Source organism: Bacteroides sp. 90-K9/2, from assembly GCF_047310725.1.
Lineage (GTDB): Bacteria > Bacteroidota > Bacteroidia > Bacteroidales > Bacteroidaceae > Bacteroides > Bacteroides vicugnae.
In genome coordinates, this window is record NZ_JBCGVL010000006.1 from 24,139 (window position 1) to 40,651 (window position 16,513).

Here is a 16,513-nt window from a genome sequence, read left to right on the forward strand (position 1 = left end):
TTTTTATTCTTTATCTAATTTATATTTAGAAATGTCGGTTCCAAACGACAGATTCAGACTTTCCAGCAAATCATCAAGCTCGGTAAGCGATTTCTTTCCGAAGTTTCTGAATTTCAGCAGGTCAGTTTTGTTGAATTGTACCAAGTCACCGAGAGTTTCTACGTCAGCAGCCTTCAAGCAATTGAGGGCACGAACTGACAAGTCCATATCAACGAGTTTGGTTTTCAACAGCTGACGCATGTGCAGTACTTCTTCATCAAACTCTTCATTGCCATCAGTATCATTACTTTCAAGCGTGATCTTCTCGTCAGAGAACAACATGAAGTGATAAATCAGAATTTTTGCAGCTTCTTTCAGCGCTTCTTTCGGATGTATAGAACCGTCGGTACTAATTTCAAGTACTAGCTTTTCGTAGTCAGTCTTCTGTTCTACACGGAAGTTTTCTACAGCATACTTGACATTACGTATCGGTGTATAAATAGAGTCGATTGGAATTACATTAACATCCGTGCAATACTCGCGATTCTCATCAGCAGGTACATAACCACGGCCTTTGTTAATTGTAATATCAATCTGCATAGTTGACTTAGAATCTAAATGACAAATAACTAATTCCGGATTTAACACTTCAAATCCAGTCAAATACTTACCTATGTCACCTGCTTTAAATTCACTGGAATTCTCGACAGTGATGCTCACTTTTTCGCTCTCGAACTCTTCAACTACTTGCTTGAATCTCACTTGTTTCAGATTCAAGATAATGTTGGTAACATCCTCTTTTACTCCAGGTACACTAGAAAATTCATGCTCCACACCATCAATTCTGATAGTAGTGATAGCAAAACCCTCTAATGAAGAAAGAAGGATTCGGCGTAATGCATTACCTACAGTAATACCAAAACCCGGTTCCAACGGACGGAATTCGAATTTACCGAATCTGGAGTCCGCCTCCAACATTAATACTTTATCAGGTTTTTGAAATGCTAATATCGCCATGAAATTAATTATTATTTAGAATACAATTCAACGATCAAATGTTCTTTAATGTTCTCAGGAATGTCAGCTCTTTCAGGTATGTGCAACATTTTACCAACCTTAGAAGCTTCGTCCCATTCCAACCAAGCATACTTGCTGTGATTGAAACCTGCAAGAGAATTAGCAATTACTTCCAAAGATTTAGATCTTTCACGAACACCAATCAATTGTCCTGGTTTTACTGCAAATGAAGGGATGTTTACCACTTCACCATCTACAGTAATATGCTTGTGACTAACCAACTGACGAGCAGCAGCACGTGTAGGAGCAATACCCAAACGGAATACTACGTTGTCAAGACGGCCTTCCAACAATTGAAGAAGTACCTCACCGGTAATACCTTTAGCAGTAGCTGCTTTTTCAAACAAATTGCGGAATTGTTTTTCTAATACTCCATAGGTGTATTTAGCTTTCTGCTTTTCACGAAGTTGCACACCGTATTCAGAAGTTTTTCTTTTTCTTGAATTACCATGTTGTCCGGGAGGATAGTTCTTCTTTGACAAAACTTTATCAGCTCCAAAGATTCCCTCACCGAATTTACGGGCGATTCTCGATTTTGGTCCAGTATATCTAGCCATTTCTTTTTAAATATTTAATTGTTTATTCATGAACTTAATTTGTTGCAGCCGCGATTACAGAGAGAAATTAAATGTAATCCAAAAACAAAATCAAGATCATTGTAAGTTAAAGGTAAATTAAACTCTACGTCTTTTTGGAGGACGACAACCATTATGTGGAAGCGGAGTTACGTCAATGATTTCAGTAACTTCGATACCAGCACCGTGGATAGTTCTAATAGCAGACTCACGTCCGTTACCTGGACCTTTCACATATGCTTTTACCTTTCTCAGGCCAAGATCAAATGCAATCTTTGCACAATCCTGGGCAGCCATCTGAGCTGCATAAGGAGTATTCTTTTTAGAACCTCTAAATCCCATTTTACCAGCAGATGACCAAGAGATAATCTGCCCTTCACTGTTTGCAAGAGAAACAATAATATTGTTGAAAGATGAATGAACATGCAACTGTCCATTAGCGTCTACTTTCACATTTCTCTTTTTAGCTGCAACTGTTTTTTTTGCCATATCAACAATTATTATTTAGTAGCTTTTTTCTTATTAGCAACGGTTTTCTTTCTACCTTTACGAGTACGTGCATTGTTCTTTGTGCTCTGACCTCTAACAGGCAGACCAATACGGTGACGTACACCACGATAGCAACCAATATCCATTAATCGCTTAATGTTCAATTGGATTTCAGAACGAAGATCACCTTCCACTTTATACTCTGCACCGATAATCTCACGAATCTTAGCAGCTTGATCATCTGTCCAGTCTTTAACCTTCAGATCTTTATCTACACCAGCTTTATCTAAAATTTTTGCTGAACTACTGCGACCTATTCCATATACATAGGTCAACGCAATTTCACCTCTTTTGTTCTGAGGTAAATCTACACCAACTATTCTTATAGCCATATACTTAATTATTTTTTTTGCAAAAATAACAAATTATCCTTGACGTTGTTTATACTTAGGATTTTTCTTGTTAATAACATACAAACGGCCATTACGTCTAACGATCTTACATTCTGGCGTGCGTTTCTTTAATGATGCTCTTACTTTCATATCTTATTTTATTTATATCTAAACACAATTCTTCCTTTCGATAAGTCGTAAGGAGACATTTCGACTCTCACTTTATCTCCCGGCAAGATCTTGATGTAATGCATCCGCATCTTACCTGAAATATGTGCAGTAATCTCATGTCCGTTTTCTAATTCAACACGAAACATTGCATTTGACAATGCTTCAACTATAACTCCATCTTGTTCTATTGCAGATTGCTTTGCCATATTATATTGCTTTATCTCCTAAAACTTCTTCTATGAATTCGAATGAAGACAAAATATCAGCTTCACCAGCTCCAACAGCTATCGTATGTTCAAAATGTGCAGCACATTTACGATCTCTGGTCCTCACAGTCCATCCGTCACGTTCCATAATCACTTGCCGGTCTCCCAATGTTATCATCGGCTCTATCGCTATGCAAAGGCCTCTTTTCATCAAAGGTCCATATCCTCTTTTACCATAATTAGGCACTTGAGGATCTTCGTGCATCTCTTTACCGATGCCATGACCAACAAACTCACGCACTACACCATAAGAGTGAGACTCACAATATTGCTGAATAGCATACCCGATGTCTCCGATTCTTTTGCCTTGCACTGCGTTCTGAATGCCAATATATAACGCTTCTTTAGTCACCTTCAACAAGTTACGAACTTCTTCGTCCACCTCTCCTACACAAAAAGTATAAGCAGAATCACCACAAAAACCATTCATGTAAGTCCCACAATCCACTGATACGATATCGCCATCTTTCAGCACAATATCCCCTGGGATTCCATGTACAACCTGTTCATTAACAGAAGTACAAAGAGATGCGGGAAATGGTTCTCCATATTGATTCGGGAATCCCTTGAAAGTTGGAGTTGCCCCATGATCTCTAATGAACTCTTCAGCAACTTTATCCAACTCACGTGTAGTTACACCAGGCTTCACCAGTTTGGCAACCTCTGCAAGAGTTTTACCAACAAGCAGGTTACTCTGACGGAGCAATTCTATTTCATCTTCTGTTTTAAGAAATATCATTTCTAATCTAAAGAATTAATATGCCGCTACACCAGCGCGTCCTTTAATACGACCAGATTTCAACAGACCATCATAGTGTCTCATCAACAAATGACTTTCAACCTGTTGCAGTGTATCAAGAACAACACCTACAAGAATTAACAAAGATGTACCGCCGAAGAATTGAGCAAATCCTGCTTGCACTCCGAATATACCGGCAAAAGCAGGCATAATAGCAACTAAAGCCAAGAAGAAAGAACCCGGCAAAGTAATACGAGACATTATATCATCAATATACTCTGCAGTTTTCTTTCCCGGTTTAATACCAGGGATGAAACCATTATTTCTCTTCATATCCTCAGCCATCTGAGTCGGATTAATTGTAATTGCAGTATAGAAATATGTAAATAATATAATCATTACCGCAAAAACAAAATTATACCAGAAACTTGTATGATCTGTAAACGCATGCAAGAAACCGCCCGCATCATTTACATTTGAAAAACCGATAAACGTAATTGGAATAAACATGATTGCCTGAGCAAAGATGATAGGCATAACACCAGCCGCATTCACTTTCAAAGGAATGTACTGTCTAGCACCACCATATTGCTTGTTACCAACAATTCTTTTTGCATACTGTACAGGAATCTTTCTTGTACCTTGTACCAAAAGAATAGCAGCACCAATCACTAATAACAAGAATACGATTTCAATTATAAACATGATCAAACCACCACTCTTATTTGCTACTCTGGATACAACTTCTTGCAACAAAGCATCAGGGAAACGAGCGATAATACCAATCAAGATGATAAATGAAATACCATTACCAATACCTTTATCAGTAATTCTTTCACCAAGCCACAAAATAAACATACTACCTGCTGCCAAAATAATGGTAGAGGTAACCATAAACAGAGTCCAATCTAATGAAGCATTTAAGGAAGGGCCAGCCTGCATTTTAAGATTGAGCAAATAAGAAGGGGCCTGAACTAACAATATAGCAATCGTCAAATAACGAGTATATTGATTCATTTTTCTTCTGCCGCTCTCACCTTCGCGTTGCAGCTTCTGGAAATACGGTACAGCGATTCCCAACAACTGGATTACGATAGATGCAGAGATATAAGGCATGATTCCTAATGCAAAAATAGAGGCATTAGAAAATGCTCCTCCAGAGAACATATTTAACAAGGCTAAAAGGCCTTCACTTGTTTGTTCGTGCAATTTAGCCAGCATCGCCGGATTGATACCCGGTAATACGACATATGATCCGAAACGGTAAATTGCCACAAACAATATGGTGATGAGGATCCGCTGTCTCAGATCCTCAATCTTCCATATATTCTTTAATGTTTCAATAGCTTTTCTCATTGAATCAGAGTTTTACTACAGTTCCACCAGCAGCTTCAATAGCAGCAGTTGCAGTCTTAGAGAATGCATGAGCTTCTACTTCCAGCTTATTAGTCAGAGTTCCGTTACCCAATACTTTTACCAACTGATTTGAAGATATAAATCCTGCTTCGATAAAGTCGTTTACACCAACTTTTGCCAAGCTCTTAGCTTCAGCAAGTTTCTGGATAGTATCCAGATTGATGGCTTTATATTCTACACGATTAATATTCTTGAAACCAAATTTAGGAACTCGACGTTGAAGAGGCATCTGACCACCTTCAAAACCGATCTTCTTAGAGTATCCAGATCTTGATTTAGCTCCCTTATGACCTCTTGTAGAAGTACCGCCTAAGCCAGAACCAGTTCCACGTCCAATTCTTTTTCTTGTCTTAGTAGATCCCTCTGCAGGTTTTAAATTACTTAAGTTCATATTGTAATTTCGTTTTATTATTCAACAAATAATTACTTAACAATGGCAACCAAGTGTTTTACTTTATCTACCATCCCAAGAATTGAAGGAGTGCTTTCGTGTTCAACCACACGGTTCAGTTTACGAAGTCCCAGTGCATCAAGAGTTCTTTTCTGATCAGCTGGAGCACCAATTCTACTTTTAACTTGTTTAATCTTTATAGTTGACATATCTCCTCCTTATCCTCTAAATACTTTTTCAACACTAATACCTCTGTTCTGAGCAACCATTCTTGCATCACGCATTTCACTCAAAGCTTCGATTGTAGCTTTAACAAGGTTGTGCGGATTTGAAGAACCTTTAGATTTAGCCAAAACATCAGTAACACCAACACTTTCCAAAACAGCACGCATAGCACCACCAGCTACAACACCAGTTCCGTGAGATGCAGGTTTGATGAATACTTCAGCACCACCAAATCTAGCTGATTGTTCATGAGGAACAGTACCTTTCAAAATAGGCACTTTCACCAAGTTCTTTTTAGCTGATTCAACACCTTTAGCGATAGCAGCTGTTACTTCACCTGCTTTACCAAGTCCCCAACCAATGATACCTTCTTCGTTACCTACAACAACGATTGCAGAGAAACTAAAAGTTCTACCACCTTTGGTAACTTTAGTAACACGATTAATAGCAACCAATCTATCTTTCAGTTCTATATCGTTAGTAATCTTAACTCTATTATTAACTCCTGCCATAATGATTAAAATTTAAGTCCACCGTTACGAGCAGCATCAGCTACTTCTTTTACTCTCCCATGATACAAGTAACCATTACGGTCGAAAACAACAGTAGTTATACCTGCTTCCTGAGCCTTTTTAGCAATCATTTCACCCACTTTAGCAGCTTGTTCTTTTTTAGCAACTTTATCAGTCAAACCTAAAGAAGAAGCGGCAGCCAGTGTCTTACCAGAAAGATCATCGATAATCTGGACATAAATTTGCTTGTTACTTCTAAATACACTCATACGCGGACATTCAGTAGTACCTGAAATTTTGTTGCGTACTCTATATTTGATCTTAACTCGTCTTTCTATTTTTGTTGTCATAATAATCTAATTTTATATGAATTACTTAGCGCCGGCTGATTTACCAGACTTTCTACGAATTACTTCGCCAACAAACTTAATACCTTTACCCTTGTATGGTTCAGGCTTACGGAAAGAACGTATTTTAGAGCAAACTTGACCAAGCAATTGTTTGTCACACGATTCCAATATAATAAGAGGATTCTTATTTCTTTCAGACTTAGTTTCAACTTTTACCTCAGCAGGTAATTGAATGAAAATATTGTGTGTATAACCTAAAGCAAGCTCAATGATGTTACCTTGGTTAGAAGCACGATAACCTACACCTACAAGTTCCAGTTCCTTCTTGTATCCTTCAGATACGCCCACAACCATGTTGTGAACCAAAGAGCGATACAAACCGTGGAAAGCATGTTTTTGCTTCGGGTTATCAAGCATTTCTTTATCGTTTTCTGTTAAAGTTACGTGTCCGTCTTCAATGGCAACATTGATAGCAGGATTCACATATTGGCTCATTTCGCCTTTGGGTCCCTTTACGGTAACCACATTATCCTTCAGAGTGACTGTCACTCCAGCAGGGATACTAATGGGTAATTTTCCTATTCTTGACATTCTAATTCCTCCTAATTAATATACATAACACAAGACTTCACCACCGATCTTCAGTTCTGCAGCCTCTTTGTTAGTCATTACACCTTTGGAAGTAGATATTATAGCAATACCCAGCCCATTAATAACACGCGGCATATCTTTGTAACCAGTATACTTACGCATACCCGGAGAAGATATTCTTTCTAACTTTTTGATTGCGTTAACTTTGTTAACAGAATCATACTTCAAGGCAACCTTAATAGTTCCTTGAGGACCATCTTCTACAAACTTATAATTAAGAATGTAGCCTTTTTCAAAAAGAATCTTAGTGATTTCTTTTTTCAAGTTCGAAGCGGGAACTTCAACAACTCTGTGCTTTGCACCAATCGCGTTCCGCAACCTCGTTAAATAATCTGCTATTGGATCAGTCATATAAAAATAAATTAAATTAATCAGGACTACCCTGACAATATTTAAACAATAATTACCAGCTTGCTTTTTTTACGCCTGGGATCAGTCCGTTAGATGCCATCTCACGGAACTGAATTCTCGAAATTCCGAATTGACGAATATAACCTTTAGGACGTCCAGTCAGTTTGCAACGGTTGTGCATACGAATCGGATTAGAATTCTTTGGCAACTCTTGCAACTTCTGTGCAGCTTCAAAAGCATCAGCAGGATCACCTGTTCTTACGATTTGCTTCAAAGCAGCTCTTCTTTCGGCGTATTTGGCTACTAATTTAGCACGTTTTACTTCACGTGCTTTCATTGATTCCTTTGCCATATCTATTAGTCTTTTTTAGCGTTTTTAAAAGGTAAACCGAATTCCTTCAGCAAAGCATAACCTTCTTCATCTGTTTCCGCAGAGGTTACAAAGGTAATATTCATTCCGAGAATTCTTGTAATACTATCGATATTTATTTCAGGGAAAATGATTTGTTCCTGAATACCAAGGGTATAGTTACCTTTACCATCAAACTTACTTTCGATACCTTTAAAGTCACGAATACGAGGAAGAGCTACACGAACCAATTTTTCAAGGAATTCGTACATTCTTTCACGACGCAAAGTTACCATAACACCAATCGGCATTTTTTTACGCAACTTAAAGTTTGCAATATCTTTACGAGAAATGGTAGCTACAGCTTTCTGACCTGTGATAGCTGTCATTTCATTGATTGCAACTTCGATAATCTTCTTATCAGCAACAGCCATACCTAACCCTTGATTGATAACAATCTTCTTAAGTACGGGTACCTGCATTGTAGAAGAATACTGGAACTGTGATTTCAATGCAGGTGCTATACGCTCTGCATATTCTTTCTTAAGACTAGCAGTATTACTCATTACTTAATCTCCTCTCCTGATTTTTTAGAATAACGCACTAAAGTTCCTTCCGAACTCTTTTTTCTCCCAATACGCGTTGCTTTACCAGTTTTTGGATCAACCGGATTCAAGTTTGAAATGTGGATAGAAGCTTCCTGCTTCACGATACCACCTTGCGGATTCTTAGCATTCGGTTTTGTGCTTTTAGATACCATATTGATACCTTCTACAAATGCACGTCCTTCTTTAACAAGAACCTTCAATACACGACCAGTTTTGCCCTTATCTTCGCCAGCATTTACGTAAACTGTATCGCCTTTTTTAATATGTAATTTACTCATTACTTAAATCTTTTACAAATTAAAGTACCTCAGGCGCAAGTGACACAACTTTCATGTTTGTAGCACGAAGCTCTCTTGCTACAGGACCGAAAATACGACTACCTCTAATTTCACCTGCATTATTCAACAACACGCAAGCATTATCATCAAAACGTATATAAGAACCATCAGGACGACGGATTTCTTTCTTTGTACGTACAATCAAAGCCTTTGATACTGCACCTTTTTTAACATCACTAGAAGGGATAACACTCTTCACTGAAACTACAATGACATCCCCCACTGAAGCATAACGACGGCCTGTACCACCCAAAACGCGGATACACAACGCCTCTTTCGCTCCACTGTTATCACATACTGTAAGTCTGGATTCTACTTGTATCATAATTACTTAGCTCTTTCAATTATTTCTACTAATCTCCATCTTTTAGTCTTGCTCAAAGGACGAGTTTCCATGATGCTTACAGTATCACCGATATTGCATTCATTCTTTTCATCGTGAGCATGGTACTTCTTCGTTTTACTAACGAACTTACCATATATAGGGTGTTTTTCCTTAAATTTGGCAGCAACTGTGATGGTCTTATCCATCTTATTGCTCAACACAACCCCTGTTCTTTCTTTTCTTAAATTTCTTGCTTCCATCAAGCTGATCATTTATTGTTAAGTTCTCTTTCGCGCAATTCTGTTTTCATACGCGCAATAGTCCTGCGTAATTGTTTGATTTGAGCAGGATTTTCCAAAGGAGAAATAGAATGATTAATAACCATTTGGTTATAATTAGCTGTTTCCGCCTCTACTCTTTCTACTAAATCATTAGTAGTCATTTCTTTTATTTCTGCAATTTTCATAACACTTACGCATTTTGATTTTGAATATCATAATCACGTCTTACGACAAACTTCGTTGTAATAGGAAGCTTTTGAGCAGCTAAGCGCAATGCTTCTTTCGCGATTTCGTAAGATACTCCTTCAGCTTCAATAATGATTCTACCTGGAGTCACAGGAGCCACAAATCCCTCTGGAGCACCTTTACCTTTACCCATACGTACATCGGCAGGTTTTCTAGTGATCGGTTTATCCGGGAATATACGGATCCAGATCTGTCCTTGACGTTGCATATATCTTGTTACTGCAATACGAGCAGCTTCGATCTGACGGCCTGTAATCCACTTAGTCTCCAAAGCCTTTATGCCAAAAGAACCAAAGGCCAGCTGGTTGCCTCTCTGGGCATTACCTTTCTGACGGCCTTTTTGTTGTCTTCTGAATTTTGTCTTTTTCGGTTGTAACATAGTTTCCTAAAATTCAAATTCGTTTAGCGATTATTTTTCTTTCTTTTGAAGTTCTTTCCGCCGTTGTTTCCACTATTGTTTCCACGACCACTTTCTTTGCTTTGTGTAAAGTTCGGAGCCAATTCTTTCTTACCAAACACTTCACCTCTACAAATCCAAACTTTGATACCTAAAAGACCTACTTTAGTCAATGCTTCTGCATGACAGTAGTCGATATCAGCTCTGAAAGTGTGCAACGGAGTTCTTCCTTCTTTATACATTTCAGAACGTGCCATTTCAGCTCCATTCAAACGTCCTGAAATCTGAATTTTGATACCTTCAGCACCCATACGCATTGTGTTTGCGATAGCCATTTTGATGGCACGGCGATAGGCAATTTTACCTTCAACCTGGCGAGCGATGTTGTTAGCAACAATCACGGCATCCAGTTCCGGTCTCTTCACTTCAAAGATATTGATTTGAATATCTTTGTCGGTAACCTTCTTCAACTCCTCTTTTAACTTATCAACTTCTTGGCCACCTTTACCGATAATAATACCCGGGCGAGCAGTGCAAACAGTAATAGTAACGAGCTTCAGCGTACGTTCAATTACGATTCTTGATACACTTGCTTTTGCAAGTCTTGCATTAAGATATTTACGGATTTTGCTATCTTCCAGCAAAGAATCACCGTAATCATTTCCACCATACCAGTTAGAATCCCATCCTCTGATAATTCCTAAACGGTTGCTTATTGGATTAACTTTTTGTCCCATCTACCTTAATTTTGATCTTCGTTATTACTTTTAGCACCAACGAACAATGTTACGTGATTTGAACGTTTGCGAATTCTATAACCTCTACCCTGTGGTGCCGGTCTCATTCTTTTGAGTGTAGCTCCACCATCAACAAAAATCTGTGTTACGAACAACTCGCCACTTTCCGCTTTACGTTCGTTTTTCTGTTCCCAGTTAGCAATTGCAGAGCGAAGCAATTTTTCCACTCTTGCAGCAGCTTCTTTTGAAGAAAATTTCAAAACACCAAGTGCTCTGTTCACTTCCATACCACGGATCATATCTGCAACCAGACGCATCTTACGCGGAGAAGTAGGAACATTTTGCAATTTTGCAAAATACATGGTCTTAAGGGCTTCTTTTCTCTTTTCAGCCGATATTTTTTTTCTTGCTCCCATTATTATTTATTACTTTATTATTTCAAATAAATCCTGTTATCTTTTCTTGTTACCAGCATGTCCTCTGAATGTACGAGTTGGAGCAAATTCGCCCAACTTGTGTCCTACCATATTCTCGGTAACATAAACAGGAATAAATTTATTTCCATTGTGAACTGCAACTGTATGGCCTACAAAATCAGGCGAAATCATTGAAGCTCTGGCCCAAGTCTTTACTACGACTTTCTTACCAGATTCATTCATGGCAAGAATTCTCTTTTCAAGCTTAACGTTAATATATGGACCTTTTTTTAATGAACGACTCATAGTTTACTCAATTAATCAGATTACTTTTTTCTTCTCTCAATAATGTACTTAGACGACTGTTTCTTAGGAGCTCTAGTCTTAAGTCCCTTAGCGTACAATCCCTTACGTGATCTTGGATGACCTCCGGAAGCGCGTCCTTCACCACCACCCATCGGGTGATCAACCGGGTTCATTACAACACCACGGTTACGAGGACGACGTCCTTGCCAACGAGAACGTCCGGCTTTACCTGAACTTTCCAATCCATGATCAGAGTTACCTACACTACCGACAGTAGCTTTACAAGTGCTAAGAATCTGTCTAACTTCACCTGAAGGCAACTTAATTACACAATACTTACCCTCGCGAGAAGTCAACTGAGCAAAGTTACCAGCTGAACGAACCAGAGCAGCACCCTGTCCCGGACGTAATTCGATATTGTGAATCACAGTACCCACCGGAATGTTTTGAAGAGGAAGAGCATTACCAATCTCTGGCGCTGCTGTTTCACCTGACATTAGAGTCGCACCAACTTGCAATCCATTGGGAGCAATAATATATCTTTTTTCTCCATCAGCATAAAATAACAGAGCGATACGAGCCGAACGATTCGGATCGTATTCAATTGTTTTAACTACTGCTGGAACACCGTCCTTATTTCTCTTGAAATCAACAATTCTAATCACCTTTCTATGACCGCCACCAATGTAGCGCATAGTCATCTTACCTTCGCTGTTACGACCACCAGATGATTTCTTACCATATACAAGAGACTTTTCTGGTACTGATGCAGTAATTTCTTCGAAAGTACCAATAATTTTATGTCTTTGCCCCGGTGTTGTGGGCTTAAATTTACGTACTGCCATTTTTATTAAATATTGCTATAAAAATCAATAGTATCTCCTTCTTTCAATGTCACGATTGCTTTTTTGAAAGCATTCGTACGACCATTGATGATACCTGCTTTGGTATAACGGCTCTTATTTTTGCCAGCATACTTCACAGTATTCACATCAACTACTGTAACATTATAAAGAGCTTCAATTTCCTTCTTAATTTCCAGTTTGTTAGCTTCAGGACGTACAACAAAGCCGAAACGATTCAGCTTATCTGTGATTGCAGTCATTTTCTCTGTTACCAACGGTTTAATAATAATTCCCATTATTTAAGCCTCCTTTTTAAATTAAGATATTGTCAATAGCCTTCAGAGAGTTTTCTGTAAGCACAACAACCCCAGCATTCAATACTCTGTAAGTATTTAATCCCGAGATAGTCTGCACATTAGCACCCTCAATGTTACGAGCTGACAAATATACGTTTTTATTTGCTTCCGGTAAAATTACAAGTAGCTTTTTATCGGAAACTTTAAGATTTTTTGTCATTGCAACGAAATCTTTTGTCTTAGGAGCTTCAAATGTGAAATCCTCAACGACAACGATTGCATCGTTTTGAGCTTTATAAGACAAAGCTGACTTACGAGCCAATGTCTTAACTTTTTTATTCAACTTAAAGAAGTAGTCTCTTGGCTTCGGACCGAAAACGCGGGCACCACCTACAAGAACCGGTGAGTTCATATCACCACGACGAGCTCCGCCACCACCTTTCTGGCGACCGATCTTACGAGTTGAACCACTGATTTCACTTCTTTCTTTTGACTTATGAGTACCCTGACGCTGATTGGCCATAAATTGTTTTACATCCAAATAGATAGCGTGGTCGTTGGGCTCAATTCCGAAGATAGATTCGTTTAACGTAACCTTTCTCCCAGTGTCTTCACCTTTAATGTTATATACGTTAACTTCCATTATTTCTCAATTAATACGATTGAACCTTTGCAACCCGGGATAGAACCTTTGATCAAAAGAAGGTTATGATCCGCGATTACTTTTAATACCTGCAAGTTTTGTACAGTGACTCTGTCACCACCAAGTTGTCCACCCATACGCATTCCCTTGAATACTTTTGCAGGGTAAGAACAAGCACCAATAGAACCCGGTTTACGAGCGCGGTTGTGCTGTCCGTGAGTAGCCTGGCCCACACCACCAAAACCATGTCTTTTTACTACACCCTGGAAACCCTTACCTTTAGAAGTTCCAACAACGTCAACAAAGTTAGCATCGTTAAACATCTCTACGGTAACAGTATCACCCAGATTCAATTCTGTCTCAAATTCTTTGAACTCAGCCAAGTGTCTCTTCGGTGTTACTCCTGCTCTTTTAAAATGTCCCATCAACGGTTTAGTTGTATGTTTTTCCTTTTTGTCTTGGAAACCCAACTGAACAGCTGCATAGCCATCTTTTTCTACAGTTTTAACTTGAGTAACAACACAAGGACCTGCTTCGATAACAGTGCATGGTACATTTTTACCATCGGCACTGAAAACGGATGTCATTCCGATTTTTTTTCCTAATAATCCTGGCATTTCACTAATTTTTAATTATCAAACTTTAATTTCTACTTCCACACCACTTGGCAATTCCAACTTCATCAGAGCATCTACTGTCTTAGCTGTTGAGCTATAGATGTCGATCAATCTCTTATAAGAAGAGAGTTCAAATTGCTCACGAGACTTTTTGTTTACGAAAGTCGAACGGTTCACAGTAAAGATACGCTTGTGCGTAGGCAGAGGTATCGGACCGCTAACAATAGCACCTGTAGCTTTTACAGTTCTTACAATTTTCTCAGCTGACTTGTCAACCAAGTTGTGGTCGTAAGATTTCAATTTAATTCTAATTTTCTGACTCATTATTTTTTTTAATTAATACATTTATAATAAGATAAAGCGGCAGGCTAAGAGTCATTCGCTAGCCTGCTGCTTTAGATATTTTAGAGTAAATCAGCACGTCCTTTTACTTCTTCCAATACAGCTTTGGCAATAGAAGAAGAAAGTTGAGCGTGATGAGAGTAAGTCATTGATGAAGTTGCACGTCCAGAAGTGATAGTACGTAAAGCTGTTACATAACCAAACATTTCTGCCAGCGGAACCATTGCCTTCACGATACGAGCACCAGAACGACTAGATTCCATTCCTTCAACCTGTCCACGACGTTTATTCAAGTCACCGATAACATCACCCATGTTTTCTTCCGGAGTTACAACTTCCAGTTTCATGATAGGTTCCATCAAAACAGGACCTGCCTTAGCGCATGCATTCTTATAGGCTTGCATTGCACAGATTTCGAATGACAACTGGTCAGAGTCAACTGGGTGGAATGAACCATCAACCAAAGTTACTTTCAATGAATCCAGCGGATAACCTGCCAAAACGCCACTCTTCATGGCATTCGTAAAGCCTTTCTGAACTGCAGGGATGAATTCCTTAGGAATATTACCACCCTTTACTTCATCGATAAACTGCAGACCTCCTTCTTTGAAGTCTTCATCAACCGGACCAATCTTAACGATGATATCAGCAAATTTACCACGACCACCAGACTGTTTCTTATACACTTCACGAAGATCAACTGTCTTAGTGATAGCTTCTTTATAATTAACCTGTGGTTTACCTTGATTACACTCTACTTTAAACTCACGCTTCAGACGATCGATGATAATATCCAAGTGCAACTCACCCATACCAGAAATAACAGTCTGCCCTGTTTGTTCATCAGTTTTCACTGTAAACGTCGGATCTTCTTCAGCCAATTTAGCCAAACCGTTAGACAGTTTATCCATATCTTTCTGAGTCTTAGGTTCTACAGCGATACCAATAACCGGTTCCGGGAAGTCCATAGATTCAAGTACTATCGGAGCAGTTTCATCACACAAAGTATCCCCTGTACGAATATCTTTGAATCCTACACCTGCACCAATATCACCAGCACCGATTACTTCAACCGGATTCTGTTTGTTAGAGTGCATCTGGAACAGACGAGAAACGCGTTCTTTCTTACCAGAGCGAGAGTTGTAAATATAAGAACCTGCTTCAATTTTACCTGAATAAACACGGAAGAAAGTCAAACGACCCACATATGGGTCAGTTGCAATCTTAAATGCCAAAGCCGATGTTTTTTCATCATCACTTGGCTTACGATCTTCTTCAGCTCCTGTATTAGGATTTGTACCGATAACATTCTCTGTATCCAGCGGAGAAGGCAAGAAAGCACAAACGTAGTCAAGCAAAGTCTGAACACCTTTATTCTTGAAAGAAGATCCACATAACATAGGAACTACAGCCATTTGAACTGTTGCATTGCGAAGAGCTCTCAACACTTCCTCTTCAGTAATAGTAGAAGGATCATCGAAATACTTCTCCATCAAAGCATCATCAAATTCAGCTACTTTTTCAAGCATCTTATCTCTCCATTCATTCGCTTCGTCAACAAGATTTGCCGGAATTTCTTCTACAGTATAATCCGCCCCCATTGTTTCATCATGCCAATAAATAGCTTTCATTTTGATAAGATCAACAAGACCTCTGAAAGATTCTTCAGCACCGATGGGAACAACAATAGGACATGGATTAGCTCCAAGAACATCCTTCATCTGACGAACTACTTCAAAGAAGTCAGCACCAGAGCGGTCCATCTTATTTACATAAGCAATACGAGGAACGTTATATTTATCAGCTTGACGCCATACTGTTTCCGATTGAGGCTCAACACCACCAACAGCACAGTAAGCAGCCACAGCTCCATCAAGAATACGCAATGAACGTTCTACCTCTGCGGTAAAGTCAACGTGCCCCGGAGTGTCAATCAAGTTAATTTTATAAGTATCACCAGCATACTTCCATCTAGTTGTTGTAGCAGCAGATGTAATAGTGATACCACGTTCTTGCTCCTGTTCCATCCAGTCCATAGTAGCAGCACCGTCATGAACTTCACCAATTTTGTGAGTCAATCCAGTGTAGAACAAGATACGTTCAGAAGTAGTTGTTTTTCCGGCATCAATGTGAGCCATGATACCGATATTACGAGTTAAATGTAAATCATGTTTAGCCATCTT

General features: G+C 38.9%; 30 protein-coding genes. All 30 read right to left on the reverse strand.

Going from position 1 to position 16,513, the window contains the following annotated elements:
* Positions 1-3: 3 nt before the first annotated feature.
* The 30 genes from AAHJ11_RS14545 to fusA all read right to left on the reverse strand — a co-directional run bounded on the left by AAHJ11_RS14545 (position 4) and on the right by fusA (position 16,510).
* Entirely contained in the window at positions 4-996 is a 993-nt protein-coding gene (locus tag AAHJ11_RS14545; RefSeq protein WP_004296325.1) for a DNA-directed RNA polymerase subunit alpha, read from the reverse strand.
* Between the two features lie 11 nt (positions 997-1,007).
* Entirely contained in the window at positions 1,008-1,613 is a 606-nt protein-coding gene (gene rpsD / locus AAHJ11_RS14550; RefSeq protein ID WP_004296326.1) for a 30S ribosomal protein S4, read from the reverse strand.
* A 117-nt stretch (positions 1,614-1,730) separates the two neighbouring features.
* On the reverse strand, positions 1,731-2,120 hold the full coding sequence (gene rpsK / locus AAHJ11_RS14555; protein ID WP_004296327.1) for a 30S ribosomal protein S11: 390 nt from the start codon (positions 2,118-2,120) through the stop codon (positions 1,731-1,733).
* An 11-nt stretch (positions 2,121-2,131) separates the two neighbouring features.
* The gene (gene rpsM, locus AAHJ11_RS14560) at positions 2,132-2,512 is read right to left on the reverse strand and encodes a 30S ribosomal protein S13 (RefSeq protein ID WP_004296328.1); all 381 of its coding nucleotides are present in this window, start codon (positions 2,510-2,512) and stop codon (positions 2,132-2,134) included.
* A 33-nt stretch (positions 2,513-2,545) separates the two neighbouring features.
* A complete protein-coding gene (ykgO, locus tag AAHJ11_RS14565; RefSeq protein ID WP_002558051.1) occupies positions 2,546-2,662 on the reverse strand; it encodes a type B 50S ribosomal protein L36 in 117 nt (38 codons plus the stop codon).
* Between the two features lie 8 nt (positions 2,663-2,670).
* Positions 2,671-2,889 (reverse strand): translation initiation factor IF-1, encoded by a 219-nt coding sequence (gene infA, locus AAHJ11_RS14570; RefSeq protein ID WP_002558052.1) that lies wholly within the window; start codon positions 2,887-2,889, stop codon positions 2,671-2,673.
* A gap of 1 nt (position 2,890) precedes the next feature.
* Positions 2,891-3,688 (reverse strand): type I methionyl aminopeptidase, encoded by a 798-nt coding sequence (gene map / locus AAHJ11_RS14575; protein ID WP_217722719.1) that lies wholly within the window; start codon positions 3,686-3,688, stop codon positions 2,891-2,893.
* Positions 3,689-3,703: 15 nt separating this feature from the next.
* Positions 3,704-5,044, reverse strand: a complete 1,341-nt coding sequence (gene secY, locus AAHJ11_RS14580) for a preprotein translocase subunit SecY (RefSeq protein ID WP_004296330.1) — start codon at positions 5,042-5,044, stop codon at positions 3,704-3,706.
* A 4-nt stretch (positions 5,045-5,048) separates the two neighbouring features.
* Positions 5,049-5,495 (reverse strand): 50S ribosomal protein L15, encoded by a 447-nt coding sequence (gene rplO / locus AAHJ11_RS14585; protein ID WP_044655423.1) that lies wholly within the window; start codon positions 5,493-5,495, stop codon positions 5,049-5,051.
* Positions 5,496-5,527: 32 nt separating this feature from the next.
* On the reverse strand, positions 5,528-5,704 hold the full coding sequence (gene rpmD / locus AAHJ11_RS14590; RefSeq protein WP_004296332.1) for a 50S ribosomal protein L30: 177 nt from the start codon (positions 5,702-5,704) through the stop codon (positions 5,528-5,530).
* Positions 5,705-5,713: 9 nt separating this feature from the next.
* A complete protein-coding gene (gene rpsE, locus AAHJ11_RS14595; RefSeq protein ID WP_004296333.1) occupies positions 5,714-6,232 on the reverse strand; it encodes a 30S ribosomal protein S5 in 519 nt (172 codons plus the stop codon).
* Between the two features lie 5 nt (positions 6,233-6,237).
* Positions 6,238-6,582 carry a 50S ribosomal protein L18 gene (gene rplR, locus AAHJ11_RS14600; protein ID WP_004296334.1) on the reverse strand — a complete coding sequence of 115 codons (345 nt, stop codon included), beginning with the start codon at positions 6,580-6,582 and terminating at the stop codon, positions 6,238-6,240.
* Between the two features lie 21 nt (positions 6,583-6,603).
* Positions 6,604-7,173, reverse strand: a complete 570-nt coding sequence (gene rplF, locus AAHJ11_RS14605) for a 50S ribosomal protein L6 (RefSeq protein ID WP_004296335.1) — start codon at positions 7,171-7,173, stop codon at positions 6,604-6,606.
* 15 nt (positions 7,174-7,188) lie between these two features.
* On the reverse strand, positions 7,189-7,584 hold the full coding sequence (gene rpsH, locus AAHJ11_RS14610; RefSeq protein ID WP_004296336.1) for a 30S ribosomal protein S8: 396 nt from the start codon (positions 7,582-7,584) through the stop codon (positions 7,189-7,191).
* 52 nt (positions 7,585-7,636) lie between these two features.
* Positions 7,637-7,936: a 30S ribosomal protein S14 gene (rpsN, locus tag AAHJ11_RS14615; RefSeq protein WP_004296337.1), complete on the reverse strand. Its 300-nt coding sequence runs from the start codon at positions 7,934-7,936 to the stop codon at positions 7,637-7,639.
* 5 nt (positions 7,937-7,941) lie between these two features.
* Complete coding sequence (gene rplE / locus AAHJ11_RS14620) at positions 7,942-8,499, reverse strand: 50S ribosomal protein L5 (protein WP_004296338.1); 558 nt, start codon at positions 8,497-8,499, stop codon at positions 7,942-7,944.
* On the reverse strand, positions 8,499-8,819 hold the full coding sequence (rplX, locus tag AAHJ11_RS14625) for a 50S ribosomal protein L24 (RefSeq protein ID WP_004296339.1): 321 nt from the start codon (positions 8,817-8,819) through the stop codon (positions 8,499-8,501). The genes rplE and rplX overlap by 1 nt, the downstream gene beginning before the upstream one ends.
* 19 nt (positions 8,820-8,838) lie before the next feature.
* A complete protein-coding gene (rplN, locus tag AAHJ11_RS14630; RefSeq protein ID WP_004296340.1) occupies positions 8,839-9,204 on the reverse strand; it encodes a 50S ribosomal protein L14 in 366 nt (121 codons plus the stop codon).
* A 2-nt stretch (positions 9,205-9,206) separates the two neighbouring features.
* On the reverse strand, positions 9,207-9,476 hold the full coding sequence (gene rpsQ, locus AAHJ11_RS14635; RefSeq protein WP_004296341.1) for a 30S ribosomal protein S17: 270 nt from the start codon (positions 9,474-9,476) through the stop codon (positions 9,207-9,209).
* The gene (rpmC, locus tag AAHJ11_RS14640) at positions 9,473-9,670 is read right to left on the reverse strand and encodes a 50S ribosomal protein L29 (RefSeq protein ID WP_004296342.1); all 198 of its coding nucleotides are present in this window, start codon (positions 9,668-9,670) and stop codon (positions 9,473-9,475) included. The genes rpsQ and rpmC overlap by 4 nt, the downstream gene beginning before the upstream one ends.
* 5 nt (positions 9,671-9,675) lie before the next feature.
* Positions 9,676-10,110: a 50S ribosomal protein L16 gene (gene rplP / locus AAHJ11_RS14645; protein WP_004291234.1), complete on the reverse strand. Its 435-nt coding sequence runs from the start codon at positions 10,108-10,110 to the stop codon at positions 9,676-9,678.
* A 23-nt stretch (positions 10,111-10,133) separates the two neighbouring features.
* Complete coding sequence (gene rpsC, locus AAHJ11_RS14650; protein ID WP_004296343.1) at positions 10,134-10,865, reverse strand: 30S ribosomal protein S3; 732 nt, start codon at positions 10,863-10,865, stop codon at positions 10,134-10,136.
* Positions 10,866-10,870: 5 nt separating this feature from the next.
* Positions 10,871-11,281 (reverse strand): 50S ribosomal protein L22, encoded by a 411-nt coding sequence (gene rplV / locus AAHJ11_RS14655; protein WP_004296344.1) that lies wholly within the window; start codon positions 11,279-11,281, stop codon positions 10,871-10,873.
* A gap of 36 nt (positions 11,282-11,317) precedes the next feature.
* The gene (gene rpsS, locus AAHJ11_RS14660; RefSeq protein ID WP_004296345.1) at positions 11,318-11,587 is read right to left on the reverse strand and encodes a 30S ribosomal protein S19; all 270 of its coding nucleotides are present in this window, start codon (positions 11,585-11,587) and stop codon (positions 11,318-11,320) included.
* Positions 11,588-11,607: 20 nt separating this feature from the next.
* On the reverse strand, positions 11,608-12,432 hold the full coding sequence (gene rplB, locus AAHJ11_RS14665; RefSeq protein ID WP_148365520.1) for a 50S ribosomal protein L2: 825 nt from the start codon (positions 12,430-12,432) through the stop codon (positions 11,608-11,610).
* Positions 12,433-12,437: 5 nt separating this feature from the next.
* Positions 12,438-12,728 (reverse strand): 50S ribosomal protein L23, encoded by a 291-nt coding sequence (gene rplW, locus AAHJ11_RS14670; RefSeq protein WP_004296347.1) that lies wholly within the window; start codon positions 12,726-12,728, stop codon positions 12,438-12,440.
* Between the two features lie 16 nt (positions 12,729-12,744).
* Complete coding sequence (gene rplD / locus AAHJ11_RS14675) at positions 12,745-13,371, reverse strand: 50S ribosomal protein L4 (RefSeq protein WP_004296348.1); 627 nt, start codon at positions 13,369-13,371, stop codon at positions 12,745-12,747.
* Complete coding sequence (gene rplC / locus AAHJ11_RS14680; RefSeq protein ID WP_148365521.1) at positions 13,371-13,988, reverse strand: 50S ribosomal protein L3; 618 nt, start codon at positions 13,986-13,988, stop codon at positions 13,371-13,373. Before rplC ends, rplD begins: the two co-directional genes overlap by 1 nt.
* A gap of 18 nt (positions 13,989-14,006) precedes the next feature.
* On the reverse strand, positions 14,007-14,312 hold the full coding sequence (rpsJ, locus tag AAHJ11_RS14685; RefSeq protein WP_002558075.1) for a 30S ribosomal protein S10: 306 nt from the start codon (positions 14,310-14,312) through the stop codon (positions 14,007-14,009).
* Between the two features lie 80 nt (positions 14,313-14,392).
* Positions 14,393-16,510 carry an elongation factor G gene (gene fusA, locus AAHJ11_RS14690; RefSeq protein ID WP_148365522.1) on the reverse strand — a complete coding sequence of 706 codons (2,118 nt, stop codon included), beginning with the start codon at positions 16,508-16,510 and terminating at the stop codon, positions 14,393-14,395.
* Positions 16,511-16,513 lie beyond the last annotated feature (3 nt).